This window comes from Spirulina sp. CCY15215 (assembly GCF_016888125.1).
In the GTDB taxonomy this organism is placed as follows: Bacteria; Cyanobacteriota; Cyanobacteriia; order Cyanobacteriales; family Spirulinaceae; genus CCY15215.
This window is the reverse complement of the sequence record NZ_JACSWA010000590.1, coordinates 1-13,945: the sequence shown is the minus strand read 5'-3', so window position 1 is coordinate 13,945 and position 13,945 is coordinate 1. Positions and strand designations below refer to the sequence as shown.

The following is a 13,945-nucleotide window of genomic DNA, read 5'->3' as shown; positions in this document are numbered from 1 at the left end:
GGGAGGAGGTGCGGGAATACTTGCCACCTTCGGAGGGGGAGGGGGAGGAGGTGCGGGAATACTTGCCACCTTCGGAGGAGGAGGGGGAGGAGGTGCAGGAATACTTGCCACCTTCGGAGGGGGAGGAGGTGCGGGAATACTTGCTGCTGGTGGAGGAGATATGCCAACATGAGGTTTTTTGGCCTTGGCGATCGCCATTTTAATCGCCTTTTGGAATTGTTTGCGATCGAAAGGATAAAAAATAACCTCAAAGCGATCGTCAGGAGGAAGTTTTTCCGCGATCGGATCTATCGTTTCAGCCATCAAAACCATCGGAATATTTTGCAACTTGGGATGATTTTGCGCTTTATTGAGAATTTTCCAGCCGCTTATTTGAGGTAAATCAAATTTAATCACCAATAGACGAAGATTAGCGATTTCTGTTTTGATAGCATCAAGGGCAGTTTTCCCATCTCTTGCTTCTACAACAACAAATTTCCCTCCCGGCAGCATTTCCCGTAGGGATGAGAGCATTTCTTCGCTATCTTCAAGAATTAAAACTTTATTCTTCACCATTTGTTACGTTTTGTTTGTAATTTGTTGCCTGTTGCCTATTTCCTGTTACCTATTCTCTCTAATAACTGCTTCCCCAAATTTTAATCGTATTGTCTCGGCTACCGCTAACAATGGTTTTTCCGTCATTGCAAATCGCCACCGATCGCACTAAATCTGTATGTCCGAGCAATGTATTAATAAACTCTCCCGTATTAAAATCCCAGATTTTAATGGTACTATCTCGACTGCCGCTTGCGATAATATTACCATCAGCACTGACAGCGATGGAAGTGACAGACTGACTGTGACCCCGTAGAGTCCGCAGGACGTGACCCGAGTGCATATCCCAAATTTTAATCGTGCGATCGCGACTACCGCTAATAATTGTTTTTCCATCGGGACTGATGGCCACAGACCGAATTTCATCATTATGACCCCAAAGAGTGTCGAGGTTTTTCCCCGTTTTAAAGTCCCAGATTTTAATTGTGCGATCGCGGCTACCACTGACCACTTTATCACCTTTAGGACTGATGGCCAAGTCCGTGACACCGCGAGAATAGCCGCGAAAATTGCCTTTAGGTCGTCCTTTATCCAAATCCCAAATTTTAATTGCTGGCGATCGCTTCAACAGGCCGATCAAGCTCAAAATGGCACCAATACGACGAGAGGGAATTCGATTTAAAAATGCTTCCAAGCCACCGTCATATTTAGGTTTAATGGTATTGTCCGCGCTGGCACTTATAATGGTTTTACCATCGGGACTCAAAGCTAGAACATAGATTTGGTGAGATTTTCCCAGCATATTATTTAACTCCACCCCCGTTTCCAAACTCCAAGTTTTAATGGTATTGTCGGTACTACAACTAATAATCTTTTCCCCATCGGTACTAATTGCTACAGAAAGAACCGCAGATTCGTGACCGTGAATGGTTCTGATTTCCCTTCCTGTCAGGATATCCCAGAGTTTAATTGTTCCATCTTTAGAAGCGCTAACAATGGTACGATTATCCGGGGCGATCGCCACATCTTGCACCCAATAGGAATGACCTCGCAGGGTTTGCAAACACTGCATAGAAACCCAATTTTTATGAGGGGGTAAAACTTGAATTTTGGGCGATCTTAATTGTTCAATGAGGAGTTTTTCCGCAACTTGACGTATTTCTGAGGATTCTCCACGGAGAGCATTTATAATTAAACGATAACCTGGTTCGTCATAATCAAAGGCTTCTTTAAGGGCGGAAATTTTAACCTCTTCCACAGTGCTTTTATAGCGCATCAGGACATCATCAAACCCTGACAAGTTGACCAGATGTGAAACTTCACTTTCGCGATTATTTTCTGCAATAAAAGTTTTATTGAGTTGTATTGTTTGTTCGTCTTCAGGATTAAGATCGGGGTGGGATGGGCGATCGCTTTCTTCTGCGGTAAAAGGTTCAATTTTGAAAGAATGAGACTCAAGATTGATGCTGTTTTTATCTTCAATAATTGTGAATTCATTTTCCGGTTCTGAATTAGCAGTTTCTTCGCCCAATTCTGTTGATTGTTCTGAGGTTTTTCGGCTGCGTTTGTCTTCAAGAATCGTATGTTCTACTTCTGAGTTTTCTGAGTCTTCGGAATCGGATAAAACACTGGGGAGGGAAATAGGAATTTTGCGTCGATCCTCAAAAATAGTATATTCCTCTTCCTCTTCGGATGGGCGATCGCTTTGCGAAAATTCGCGATCGAAGTTTTCAATAACGATCAAGTCATCCTGTGCAGAATCGCTAATTAAAGGTCCATTATCTGTGGTTTCAGGTTCAAATAAATCATCTGTATCTAAGGGAGGGAAAATAGCATCTGTATCGGTAGGATAAACTACTGTTTCGTCTTCCAATTGCAGGGAAGGATCGAATATAGAGTCAGATTCATTTTGATTGGTTACTGTGCTTGTTTGTTCTTCCCAAGAGGGAGTAAAAGGATTTTCGGAGGATTCAGGGGACTCTTCTGACCATGATTCTGAAGAATGTGGTGTGGAGAAAATATCATCGGAGGGTAACTGAATTTCTGCCGCAGGATTTAGAGTTAATGAAGGATCAAAGAAGTTATCTTCTCGATCTTCATTGCGGTTTAGATAATCTTCGCGAATATCTTCATCTGATGTATTGATATCAAGTCTGATATCATATTCTACGGGAAGTTCATCCGAAAAAATACTAAGTTCATCTGATGCACTTTCATCAAAGATATCGACATTAAATTCTGAGGTTAACGTATTTTCATCATCTTCTGTTATATAGCTTATTGGAGCAAGGCGATCGCTGATTTCCTCATTAATTACTAAAGGTTCATCTGTTTCTAAATCGCCAAAACTCTCATCAATGAGTGCATTTGATTCTTCAGAAGAGTATTCTAGTTCAAAACTGTTCTCATCTGCTTCTAAATCCTCAAAACTCTCATCAATAAGTGCATTTGATTCTTCAGAAGAGTATTCTAATTCAAAACTGTTCTCATCTGTTTCCTCATTAATTACTAAAGGTTCATCTGTTTCTAAATTGCCAAAACTCTTATCAATGAGTGCATTTGATTCTTCAGAAGAGTATTCTAGTTCAAAACTGTTCTCATCTGCTTCTAAATCCTCAAAACTCTCATCAATGAGTGCATTTGAGTCTTCGGAAGAGTATTCTAGTTCAAAACTGTTCTCATTTGTTTCTTCACTGATTACTAAGGATTCCTCTGCTTCTAAATTGCCAAAACTCTCATCAATAAGTGCATTTGAGTCTTCAGAAGAGTATTCTAATTCAAAACTATTCTCATCTGTTTCTTCACTGATTACTAAGGATTCCTCTGCTTCTAAATTACCAAAACTCTCATCAATGAGTGCATTTGAGTCTTCAGAAGAGTATTCTAATTCAAAACTATTCTCATCTGTTTCTTCACTGATTACTAAGGATTCCTCTGCTTCTAAATCCTCAAAACTCTCATCAATGAGTGCATTTGATTCTTCAGAAGAGTATTCTAGTTCAAAACTGTTCTCATCTGTTTCTTCCCTGATTGCTAAGGATTCCTTTATTTCTCCATTATTTTGACTAAAATTATCGTCTTCAAAATCTTCCGATGATAGGCTAATATCTAAAGAAGGGAATTCATCGAACTCTGGAGTTAGGTCTTCCGATGATAGGCTAATATCCAAAGAAGGAAATTCATCAAACTCTGGAGTTAGGTCTTCCGATGATAGGCTAATATCCAAAGAAGGAAATTCATCTATCTCTGGAGTTAGGTCTTCCGACGATGATAGGCTAATATCCAAAGAAGGAAATTCATCAAACTCTGGAGTTAGGTCTTCCGACGATGATAGGCTAATATCCAAAGAAGGAAATTCATCAAACTCTGGAGTTAAGTCTTCTTCTGATAAATCAATATCCAAAGAAGGAAATTCATCGAACTCTGGAGTTAAGTCTTCTGCTGATAAATCGATATCTAAAGAAGGAAATTCGTCAATCTCTGCTTTTTCTTCATCAATTATTGACGATATAGAGTCGGAATAAAAATCAAAAGATTCACCCCTTTTATTTTGTTTTTCTAAAGAAGGTGAACTTATATCTAAAACTTCTACATTATTTTTCTCATCTGGTTTTTGCGGAGATTCTTCCTCTTGTTGCAAAGCATCTAATTCACTTATATCAATTGTTTCATCTGTACCCGTTGTATCGAAAGAAAAATCCTGTTCTTGAACACCATCTTCTTGATTATCTATACGTTCTTCTACTGGTAAAACAACAGCATCCAAAGCGGGAAAATTTAATCCTAAAGCTGTCATTTCATCTCGATCGATCGCATCCTCTGTACTCGTTGTATCAAAGGAAAAATCGAGTTCTTGTTCCTCCGATCGCGGTTGCGCGATCGCCTCGTCTTCTTCGGGGTAAGATAGACTAGATTCAGGATCGTTGCGTTCCGATTCAACAAAAGTTTCAAAAATATTATCTAGATCGACAGTAGGTTCAATAACAGATTCGCGATCGCCTTGAGAAGTAAGAGATTCTTCCTCGCGATCGCGAAGTAGATCCTGATAAACAGAAATCGCCTTCCCAATGGCATTTTTAACAACTGTCCGCAATTCTTGTCTCTCAAAGGGTTTCTGTAAAAATTCCACCATCGGATGAGACGAGATAGGAGTATCGGTTAACTCCGTCATCATCACTAGAGGGATTTTTTGCAGTTCTGTATCCGCTTGCAGTCGTTCTAAAACGTCCCAGCCATTCACTTTTGGCAAGGCTGAGTCTAAAATAATAAAACGGATATTCGAGCGTTCCTGTTGGATGAGGGATAGACCCCCTTCTCCATCAGTTGCTTCCTTAATTTCGTATTGCCCTTTTGGTAAAAATTCCCGAAGTTGCGTTCTTGTCGCATGGTTGTCATCGAGAATCAAAACTTTGCCACTCGCCATAATCCTTATTTAGAGTTACGATTGGTTTGACCAGTTATTGGCCGGGGAAGGAACGGGGAACGGAAAAAGGGATAGTAAATGCCCCTGCCTTCATCATAATATTCCCTAGTTGGCTGAAGATCGATAAAATATGTGAAGATTGACGGGAAATAAGCGTTTACAGGGATTTGCTCAGACTGGGGAATGCGAGAAAACTTTAGAAAATATTAATATTTTGTTTGCCAGAAGTGAAAAATAATAACTTAATATCTCTTTCTCCTTATCGATCGCGCTGAAATTTCTTAATTTCTTTATGAACGTTCAAGCCAATTTGCAGTGCTTCGTTGAATAGTTGACTGTTATCATTCTCATCATGTCTGGCTGTAAATGCCATTAAAATATCAAGATCGCTTTCTAAGGTTGCAAGAAGTTCGTAGCGACTGGGGATCCACTGGGTTTGTTCTCGCATCAACTGTTCGACATTTAATGCGGTAATTAAGCTATGACGAATGGTTTGCAGGAGTTCAAAAGTTTCTAAACGATTTTGTTCTGGTTGAGAATCTGAAGATTTGAGGGAATTGAGGCGATCGACAAAGGTAACGGAATGAACAACACGATTATATTTTTCGATTTCACTGAGGAGATGAGTTAAAGATTTAAGTTGTTTTGCTTTTTGCCAACAATAGAGATTAAATGCCAATAAAATTAACCCAATTAAAGAAAATGAGATTGTAAATAGAGGAAAAACGAGATGGCGATCGCGCGTTCCCGATGCTTGTAAAACGATTGCTGTTGTGGGTAAGATGAGAACGATCGCGATCGCCATCAATCCCAATTCTGTCAATAAAGTTGAAACTAAATATTTCCCTTTTTTCTGCATAACTCCTCGATAGAAGTCAATGGCAATATTGGCGATCGCGTCAATATGGAGAATTTCCTCTAATTCTTGGGGTGTAATGCTGAGTTCGTGAAATTCTTGATTAAATTCTTTCATTATTTCTAGAAAATAAAGCACAACTTCTGAACAATTTTGCCGGGTGGACAGAACCCACCCCAACTCTTAGTTTATGCCAAAAAACTGACTGATAATATGAACGAGATGGGCATAAAAATTACTTTCAAGATTACGAAAAATCTCGAAAGACTTCCCTGGAGAACCAAAGATCGGTCGCAATGTCCAACCTAATTGACTTCCCACAAACCCATACAAAACTAACCATGCTTTCACGGAAATATCTCTGCGTTTGGGTTGAACTCCTTCAATATCGTTAATAAAGAGAATGCCGCGATAAAAAAACTGAACTCCCACAAAACTCGAGACGATCAAAATGACAACATTTAACAATTTAAAGAAATTGTAGTCGTCCATAGAAAGACGGAAAAAGAGACTAATGGGGGCAAATCCAAATAACATAATACTAACAACAGACATAGAAGCAAGGAGGAGACAACAATATTGCCAAAATGTCCGTTTTGACCCGCAAACGACATCAAAGAAAAATAAAGAAGGGAGACAAATTAACAAGGTAAGTAAATATAGTGCAGGAAGTTTAATCGCTGAGGAAATTGCTTGTAACCAGCCACTAAAAGACCCTAAAATACCGCCATATAGCCCCAAGAAAAGAGAACTACAAACGGCAAAAGCAAGAATATATTTCTCGATATATTTGCCGTCACGAATATTTTCAAGGAATTGAAGGCGATCGCGCAGAAACTCCATTAAAACCGCAAAGTGATTCATTTATTCTTTCCCCAAATCTAAAAAGTAGAGACTTAATTTAATTCTTAATTCAAGCCCAAAATTTTCCCGAATATTTGCAGAAGTGCTGCATAAAAGTTGCTTTCAACCGGACGAAAAATTTCAAATTCTGCACCTGGTACGCCAAAAAAAGGTCTGAGTGTCCAGCCTAATTGACTACCCACAAATCCATAAAGAACTAACCAACCTTTGACCGCAGAAATACTCCGTATCTTCTGTTTTCCTTGTAGATCGTTGATAAAGTGCATACTGCGATAAAAAAATTGCACCCCAATAAAACTAGAAGCAGCTAAAACAACAATATTTAAAAGCGTAAAAAAGAGATAATCGTTGATAGAAAGACGAAAAAAGAGAACAATCGGTGCAAAACCGAATAACATCACGCTTATAGCAGACATAGAGGCCAATAGCAAGCAAAAATATTGTAGAAATGTCCGCTTCGATCCGGAAACAACGTTAAAAAAGAAGAGTGCAGGAAGGCAAATTAAAAGCGTTAAGAGATAGAGTGCAGGCAGTTTGATCGCTGAGGCGATCGCTTGCAAACCGCCGCTAAATGACCCCATAATACCGCCGTAGATGGCAAAAAAGAAGGCGCTACATAAGGCAAAAGAAATAATATATTTCTCTAAATGCTTGCCATTACGAACATTTTGTAGGAACTTAATGCGATCGCGCAAAAATTCCATCACAATCCCAAAATAGTTCATGAATTTACTCCAGACACCAGATTGCTAATTGTCCCCATTCACAGGAAAAGCGATTTAGGAAATTTATCTCATTTCTTTACAAAAATTTACTTTTTTCAACCTGCAAAAAAATATTCCCCTACTCCCTCAATTGAGAGAGTAGGAGAAAATTTCACCATTTTGGCTATCAATTAGATCGGCGAACTATTCAACGATTCACTGATATTTCTGATACCTAATAATTGTTAGACAATTAAACTGCAACAGCCGTTTTAACCTTAGCAGCCAATTCACCGCTTGCATACTTGCGAGCGTATTCATCTAACGTAACTTGCTTAATCTTAGTTGCATGACCAGCCGTACCAAAGGCTTGATAACGAGCCAAACAAACATCCTTCATCATTTTAATAGAAGGCTTGAGGAAATGGCGAGGGTCAAAATTCTTGGTATCTTCATAAGCAGCCTTGCGAATGGCTGCAGTGATTGCCAAACGGTTGTCTGTGTCAATATTCACCTTGCGAACACCGCTCTTAATTCCCTTTTGAATTTCTTCAACAGGAACCCCATAGGTTTCAGGAATAGTGCCACCATACTTATTGATAATCTCAATTAAGTCAGCAGGAACAGAAGAAGAACCGTGCATCACTAAATGAGTGTTAGGCAAACGGCTGTGAATTTCTTCAATGCGGCTGATAGCGAGGATTTCACCAGTAGGCTTGCGGGTAAACTTGTAAGCACCGTGGCTAGTGCCGATCGCAACCGCTAAAGCATCTACTTGAGTGCGTTCTACAAATTCAACAGCTTCGTCGGGGTCTGTGAGCAGTTGTTCTTTGCTCAGTACGCCTTCTGCACCGTGGCCGTCTTCTTTTTCTCCCATTCCCGTTTCGAGAGAACCCAAGCAACCGAGTTCGCCTTCAACGCTGACTCCAATAGAGTGAGCAACTTTAACAACTTCAGCCGTAACACTAGCATTGTACTCAAAACTAGCGGGGGTTTTAGCATCAGCTTCTAAAGAGCCATCCATCATGACACTGGTGAAGCCGTAGCGCATTGCCGTGTAGCAGGTGGAAGGCGCATTGCCGTGATCTTGGTGCATGGCAATGGGAATATGAGGATAGGTTTCTACTGCCGCTTGGATTAAGTGGCGTAGGAAGTTTTCCCCAGCATAGGAACGAGCGCCGCGAGAGGCTTGAAGAATGACGGGGCTGTTGGATTCCTCAGCAGCCTGCATAATGGAGAGGATTTGCTCCATATTGTTGACGTTATAAGCTGGGATTCCATAACCGTTCTCCGCCGCGTGATCTAAGAGCAGCCGCATAGGTACGAGCGCCATAAAATATCCTCCTAATTTTTGTTTGAGTGTTTAAATTTGGTGTTGACTACCAAAAAATTTTCTTTACTGCCCTAATCTTAAGATAATTCTTAGCTTTTTGTTAAATTGTTTTTACGTTTCCTGCTTGCGGAGGAAATTTGCAGAGGCGATCGCCTTTACAATTGTTAATGATTGCTTTTTAGAAAAAGTTTAAAATGTCCCACACTATTGTTACAGAAACTTGTGAAGGCGTAGCGGATTGCGTCGCAGCTTGTCCCGTTGCCTGCATTCACCCCGGTCCCAGCAAGAATGGGAAAGGGATGGATTGGTTTTGGATTGATTTTGAAATTTGCATCGATTGTGGTATCTGTTTGCAGGTTTGTCCAGTAGAAGGGGCGATCGTGCCGGAAGAACGCCCAGATTTACAAAAAACCCCCTAAAAATGGCGATCGCAGCTAGGGAGCATCTCACTCCCTAACTGGGTAAGCCTTATTTAAGTTATTCATCCACTTCTACACCCAATTCTCGCAGTTTTGCGGCTAATCGTTCAGCACGCTGTTTTTCCCCATCGGCACGCCGTTTTTCTCCATCAGCACGCCGTTTTTCTCCATCAGCACGTAGTTTTTCCCCATCAGCACGTTCCTCTCCCGTTAAGATAAGATTGCCTTGAAAATCCCACCATCGTAGCCAAGGTAAATCCATATTTTTGTAAATTCCCTGCCAAATTCCTAACTCAACACCCATCTCCTCAATCACATAATGTCCCCGCTCATTGGGAAACATTAACTGATATTTTCCTGCAATTAAGTGATACATTTCTAGGGAAGCCTTCTTTTCCTCATAAATTCCGTAGAAAGGAATGCGGATTGCTTTTTCATACACCCAAAACTTACCTTGATAAGGGGTTTTATCTCTTTCTTCCGCACCATTCCCCGATACGAATTCGATCGCAATTAAAGGAGCAACTAACTCTTGCCATAAGACATAAGAGCGTCTTATTTTCCCCTCTAAAGTTGGGGATACATTGGGTACATAAAACCAATCTGGTGCTTCTGCTCCCTTTTGGGGTGGCTCAGTGATACGCCAGTAAATGCCACTATCTTGACCGATACAAAATTGGCGATCGGGGTGAATTTCTTGTAATTTCCCCCAAATTGATTCGGTTAAGAGGATACTTTGGGGATGTTCTTGGAAGTTTTTCACAAATGTTCCGTCTTCACAAGGTAATTGTGTATGATCTGGTAATTGAATTGGAGTTTTAGAATCTAGAGCCTGCATAATTTGTTATTGTCTCCATTAAAATAAGTACGAAAAGAAATAAAGTGCGATCGCTATTTCAGAAGCAATTTTCGTTAGTTTCTCATTAATACAAAAAGGCGATTGTTAAACCGAACATTTTACAGGAATTTCCGTATTTTGCCCATTGACTCTTTACAAACAGACTGAAACTATATATTTCTCCCGAGATAGCGATTTTTTCCTCCCATTATCTTGAAATTGATACAATGAGAACAATCGCATAAGTAGGGCGCATTCTCATGCCGCAATATTTGTTATGACAGCCGTTCAACCTACCAACGCTCTAAATCGGCGATCGCCCCAAGAAAACGCGATCGCCTCTCCCGTGTCGTCCCCATCCGCATCTAGCTATCCCTTTAATGCCCAAGCCATTAAAGCGCAATTAACCTCATATAGTGAACAAAAATTTACAGGAAAACTGGAATTACAATTAACCCCTCGAGAAAAATGGAATTTATATCTTAACCTAGGGCGCTTAATCTGGGCAACGGGAGGGCTTCACCCCGTCCGACGGTGGCGCAGACAATTGTGGCGTTGCTGTCGTGAGATTAGTCCCAATCAAATTAATCTGCGAAATACCGATGCCCTCGAATGCTGGGATTATCAAATTTTGGTGATTGTGGTTCAACGTAAATTATCTGAGACGGAACCCATTGTGGCAACTATGTTAGGCATGATGACAGAAGTATTATTTGATATTGTTCAGCTTATGGAGTTATTAACCCTCAAACTCAAAGCAATTAAAAATCCAGCCCAATCAAAATATCAATATTCTCTGATTGTTCACCCTGGAGTTCGTCCTTCCGATCGCGGCTTATTACCTCAAAATGATTGGTTATTAGCATCCGCTATTATGCAAATCGATCTGATTTGGCAGCAGTGGGTCAATGCAGGACTAAAAGGTTATTCCCCCAATTTTGCGCCGATGATTAGTAACCCACAAAAACTACAAAAAATCATCCCCGAAACCACCTATAAAAATTTAATAACTTTATGCAATGGACAAAGAACTTTACGGGATATAGCTGCTCTTTGTCAACAAGATGTTTTAAAACTTTCCACATCTTTAGCACCCTATATTCGCCAACAAACGATTAAATTAACTAAACTTCCCGATTTGCCTCATCCGGATTTCCGAGAAGTAAAAAAAATCACCAAACCCCGTCAACCGTTGATTGCTTGTATTGAGGATAATACACAAACTCTACAACTTTTAAAAGAAATTCTCACGGAAGCAGGTTATCGATTTTTGGCGATCGCAAAGGAAGTAGAAACTTTACCGATGTTATTGCAACACGAACCAGATCTAATTTTTCTGGATTTAATCATGCCTATTGCTAACGGTTATGAAATTTGCGCTCAAATTCGCAGGATCGAACGCTTTAAAGAAACACCAATTGTTATTTTAACTGGAAAAGACGGCCTTGGCGATCGCGTTCGAGCCAAAATAGTTGGAGCCACTAATTTTTTAACCAAACCTATTGATGCAGATAAGGTTTTAAACTTGATCGGCGAACACTTGGACAACAATCGATGAACAATTATCAATTATCAATGAGGGTAAAACAATGAGCGAACAACAAATAGCTTTTCTGGGACTGGGTGTAATGGGGGGGTATATGACCGCAAACTTGGTCAAAGGCGGTTTTAATGTGAAAGGATGGAATCGAACCAGCGATCGCCCTGGGGTTAAAATTGCCGCAGAAGCAGGGGCAGAAATCGCCTCTTCTCTACCAAAAGCCATTGAATCAGCAGAGATTATCTTTTCCTGTTTGGGGGATGTTCCCGATGTGGAAGAAGTGCTATTAGGAAAGGAAGGCGCGATCGATTATGCCCCTAAAAATGCCTTAATTGTTGATACCAGTACTATCGGTTCAACCGCCGCGAAAAGAATCGGTGTGGAGTTAGCCAAGCATCATTTACGCTTTCTTGATGCACCAGTTTCTGGAGGAGATATTGGCGCAAAAAATGGGACTTTAACCTTTATGGTAGGAGGTAGCGAGCCGGATTTTGCCGAATGCGAACCTTTCTTTCAAGTAATGGGTCAAAATATCCGTTTGTGCGGTTCTGTGGGTAGCGGTCAGGCTGTGAAAATGTGCAATCAAATCCTCGGTTCTCTCAGTTTAGTGGGTATCTGTGAAGCAATGCTTTTAGCTGAGAAACAGGGCATCGATCCTAGTTTAATTGTTGAAGTATGCAGTACGGGTGCATCAGGTTCTTGGGCGCTCTCTAATCTGGGGATGAAAGTAGCAGAATCGAATTTTGCACCAGGATTTATGGTGAAACATATCCTCAAAGATCTGCGCTTGGTGCGAGAAATTGCTGAATCTGCATCTCTAGAATTACCGGGAACCGAATTGAGCGATCGCCTCTTTAAAATTGTGCAGAGTTTAGGTGATGGAGAAGGAAAGGAACAGGGAACTCAGGCCATGATTCGCGCTTATCGAGAGAAATAAAGCCCTATAATCTCCATTAATGATGCTAAAGGATGAGATTCATCGATCCAGCAAAGGCGATCGCACTTCCTCCTAACTCCTAAGAAAAGCGATCGCCTTCCCAAACAAGATTAATTTTTCTTGTTTTGTACTAATAATTTCTCAAATAATGCCTCATAGCGATCTAACGCTGTAGAAAAGGCATAATTGGCGATCGCGTGCTGGCGACTAGCTTCTCCTAACAGTTTAACCTGCTCTGGATGGTTGTATAAATCGCGAATTGTATCAGCTAAAGCCTGGGGATCTTCTGGCGGGATTACAATCCCTCCACCGCTATTACGAATCGCATTTGCAGCCGTCCCCGTATTGGGAACAGAACCAATAATTGCACGACCACTGGCTAATAAAACCTGTATTTTGGAAGGCATATTAAAGGAAATTACATTCTTTTTTTGTATCACTAAACCAACATCTGCTGATGAAAGCATTTCCGGCAATCTTTCTCGGGGTTGAAATGGTCGTAATGTAACATTGCTAACCTGTTTTTCTAAACAATATTCTTGCAGTTTTTCTAGCGCCCTTTCTTCCCCCACAATCACCACTGCAATATTAGCAATATCTTGTAAATATTCTGCTGCATCGATAACCGTTTCTAAACCCTGAGTTAAAGCAATATTGCCCGAATATAAAACAATAAATTTTCCCTCTAATTCATTCTCGCGACGAAAATAATTATCTTCTTTTGATAAAGGTTTAATAAAATCTACATCAACCCAATTAGGAATAAGTGTAATTTTTTCCTCGGAAACGCCTTTCCCCAATAAATTGTCTGTAAATCCTTGGGAAATCACAGAAATATTGGTTGCTGTGCGATAATTATACTTCTCTAGCTGAGTAAAAATTTTAATTGCTGTTTTGGAAGTTAATAATCCTACATGAACCGCCGCATCGGGCAAAATATCTTGTAAATTAAGAATCGTAGGACACTTATAAATCCAACCCAAAATAGATGCAGGAATGCCAACAGGCAACCCCGGAACTGTTAAAATTAAAATGTCCGGTCGCCGATTATATTGAGCAAATAATGCTTGAAAAAAGCTCAAAACCATAAAACTGAATTCAAATAAAGCACGATTAAAAAACGTCCGCTTTTTACTCGATCGCACGTAACAGCGCTGAACAATAACGCCATTGATCTTTTCGGTCAGATAAATTTTGCCACGATATTCCTCATAAATCTCACTTTTAGGATACCAAGGCATAGCCGTTACAACTCGTACTTCATGGCCGCGCTTCACCAACCCCTCCGCCAATTCCGTCATCAGGGGAGCAATGCCAATAGGTTCAGGATAGTAGTTGTAGGAATAAAGTAAAATCCGCATTATTTTCTTCTCTTTCAGAACTGACGCAGTTTAGTCAAGATTTAGGGAGCGAGACGCTATTTAGGGAGCGAGACGCTATTTAGGGAGCGAGACGCTATTTAGGGAGCGAGACGCTATTTAGGGAGCGAGACGCTAT

General features: G+C 40.4%; 11 protein-coding genes. 3 read left to right on the top strand and 8 right to left on the bottom strand.

All coding sequences use genetic code 11. The features are described from left to right. The 6 genes from JUI58_RS22065 to fba form a co-directional block, all read right to left on the bottom strand. Positions 1–555: response regulator (locus tag JUI58_RS22065; RefSeq protein WP_204106001.1), on the bottom strand; the 555-nt coding region annotated here is incomplete at its 3' end. 58 nt (positions 556–613) lie between these two features. Then, positions 614–4,957, bottom strand: coding sequence for a response regulator (locus JUI58_RS22060; protein WP_204106000.1), 4,344 nt, complete (start codon positions 4,955–4,957; stop codon positions 614–616). Between the two features lie 259 nt (positions 4,958–5,216). Beyond that, positions 5,217–5,930, bottom strand: a complete 714-nt coding sequence (locus tag JUI58_RS22055; RefSeq protein ID WP_204105999.1) for a hypothetical protein — start codon at positions 5,928–5,930, stop codon at positions 5,217–5,219. A gap of 66 nt (positions 5,931–5,996) precedes the next feature. Beyond that, positions 5,997–6,677 (bottom strand): hypothetical protein, encoded by a 681-nt coding sequence (locus JUI58_RS22050; protein ID WP_204105998.1) that lies wholly within the window; start codon positions 6,675–6,677, stop codon positions 5,997–5,999. A 44-nt stretch (positions 6,678–6,721) separates the two neighbouring features. Further along, positions 6,722–7,402, bottom strand: a complete 681-nt coding sequence (locus JUI58_RS22045) for a hypothetical protein (RefSeq protein ID WP_204105997.1) — start codon at positions 7,400–7,402, stop codon at positions 6,722–6,724. A gap of 232 nt (positions 7,403–7,634) precedes the next feature. Next, positions 7,635–8,714: a class II fructose-bisphosphate aldolase gene (gene fba / locus JUI58_RS22040; RefSeq protein ID WP_204105996.1), complete on the bottom strand. Its 1,080-nt coding sequence runs from the start codon at positions 8,712–8,714 to the stop codon at positions 7,635–7,637. 194 nt (positions 8,715–8,908) lie between these two features. Between fba and JUI58_RS22035 the strand changes: the two genes are divergently transcribed. Next, the gene (locus tag JUI58_RS22035) at positions 8,909–9,133 is read left to right on the top strand and encodes a ferredoxin family protein (RefSeq protein WP_204105995.1); all 225 of its coding nucleotides are present in this window, start codon (positions 8,909–8,911) and stop codon (positions 9,131–9,133) included. 58 nt (positions 9,134–9,191) lie between these two features. On the opposite strand, the gene JUI58_RS22030 is transcribed toward JUI58_RS22035, so the two are convergent. Beyond that, positions 9,192–9,971 carry a Uma2 family endonuclease gene (locus JUI58_RS22030; protein WP_204105994.1) on the bottom strand — a complete coding sequence of 260 codons (780 nt, stop codon included), beginning with the start codon at positions 9,969–9,971 and terminating at the stop codon, positions 9,192–9,194. Positions 9,972–10,248: 277 nt separating this feature from the next. On the opposite strand from JUI58_RS22030, the gene JUI58_RS22025 reads away from it, so the two are divergent. Continuing rightward, a complete protein-coding gene (locus tag JUI58_RS22025) occupies positions 10,249–11,529 on the top strand; it encodes a response regulator (RefSeq protein WP_204105993.1) in 1,281 nt (426 codons plus the stop codon). A gap of 31 nt (positions 11,530–11,560) precedes the next feature. Further along, entirely contained in the window at positions 11,561–12,448 is an 888-nt protein-coding gene (locus JUI58_RS22020) for an NAD(P)-dependent oxidoreductase (RefSeq protein WP_204105992.1), read from the top strand. A gap of 110 nt (positions 12,449–12,558) precedes the next feature. Here JUI58_RS22020 and JUI58_RS22015 read toward each other — a convergent pair whose 3' ends face one another. Next, positions 12,559–13,809 carry a glycosyltransferase family 4 protein gene (locus JUI58_RS22015; RefSeq protein WP_204105991.1) on the bottom strand — a complete coding sequence of 417 codons (1,251 nt, stop codon included), beginning with the start codon at positions 13,807–13,809 and terminating at the stop codon, positions 12,559–12,561. Between the last annotated feature and the right edge of the window lie 136 nt (positions 13,810–13,945).

Excerpts from the sequence above, each read along its gene's own strand:
- JUI58_RS22060 (WP_204106000.1), bottom strand. The coding sequence starts at position 4,957 with ATGGCGAGTGGCAAAGTTTTGATTCTCGATGACAACCATGCGACAAGA.
- JUI58_RS22055 (WP_204105999.1), bottom strand. The coding sequence starts at position 5,930 with ATGAAAGAATTTAATCAAGAATTTCACGAACTCAGCATTACACCCCAA.
- JUI58_RS22050 (WP_204105998.1), bottom strand. The coding sequence starts at position 6,677 with ATGAATCACTTTGCGGTTTTAATGGAGTTTCTGCGCGATCGCCTTCAA.
- JUI58_RS22045 (WP_204105997.1), bottom strand. The coding sequence starts at position 7,402 with ATGAACTATTTTGGGATTGTGATGGAATTTTTGCGCGATCGCATTAAG.
- fba (WP_204105996.1), bottom strand. The coding sequence starts at position 8,714 with ATGGCGCTCGTACCTATGCGGCTGCTCTTAGATCACGCGGCGGAGAAC.
- JUI58_RS22035 (WP_204105995.1), top strand. The coding sequence starts at position 8,909 with ATGTCCCACACTATTGTTACAGAAACTTGTGAAGGCGTAGCGGATTGC.
- JUI58_RS22030 (WP_204105994.1), bottom strand. The coding sequence starts at position 9,971 with ATGCAGGCTCTAGATTCTAAAACTCCAATTCAATTACCAGATCATACA.
- JUI58_RS22025 (WP_204105993.1), top strand. The coding sequence starts at position 10,249 with ATGACAGCCGTTCAACCTACCAACGCTCTAAATCGGCGATCGCCCCAA.
- JUI58_RS22020 (WP_204105992.1), top strand. The coding sequence starts at position 11,561 with ATGAGCGAACAACAAATAGCTTTTCTGGGACTGGGTGTAATGGGGGGG.
- JUI58_RS22015 (WP_204105991.1), bottom strand. The coding sequence starts at position 13,809 with ATGCGGATTTTACTTTATTCCTACAACTACTATCCTGAACCTATTGGC.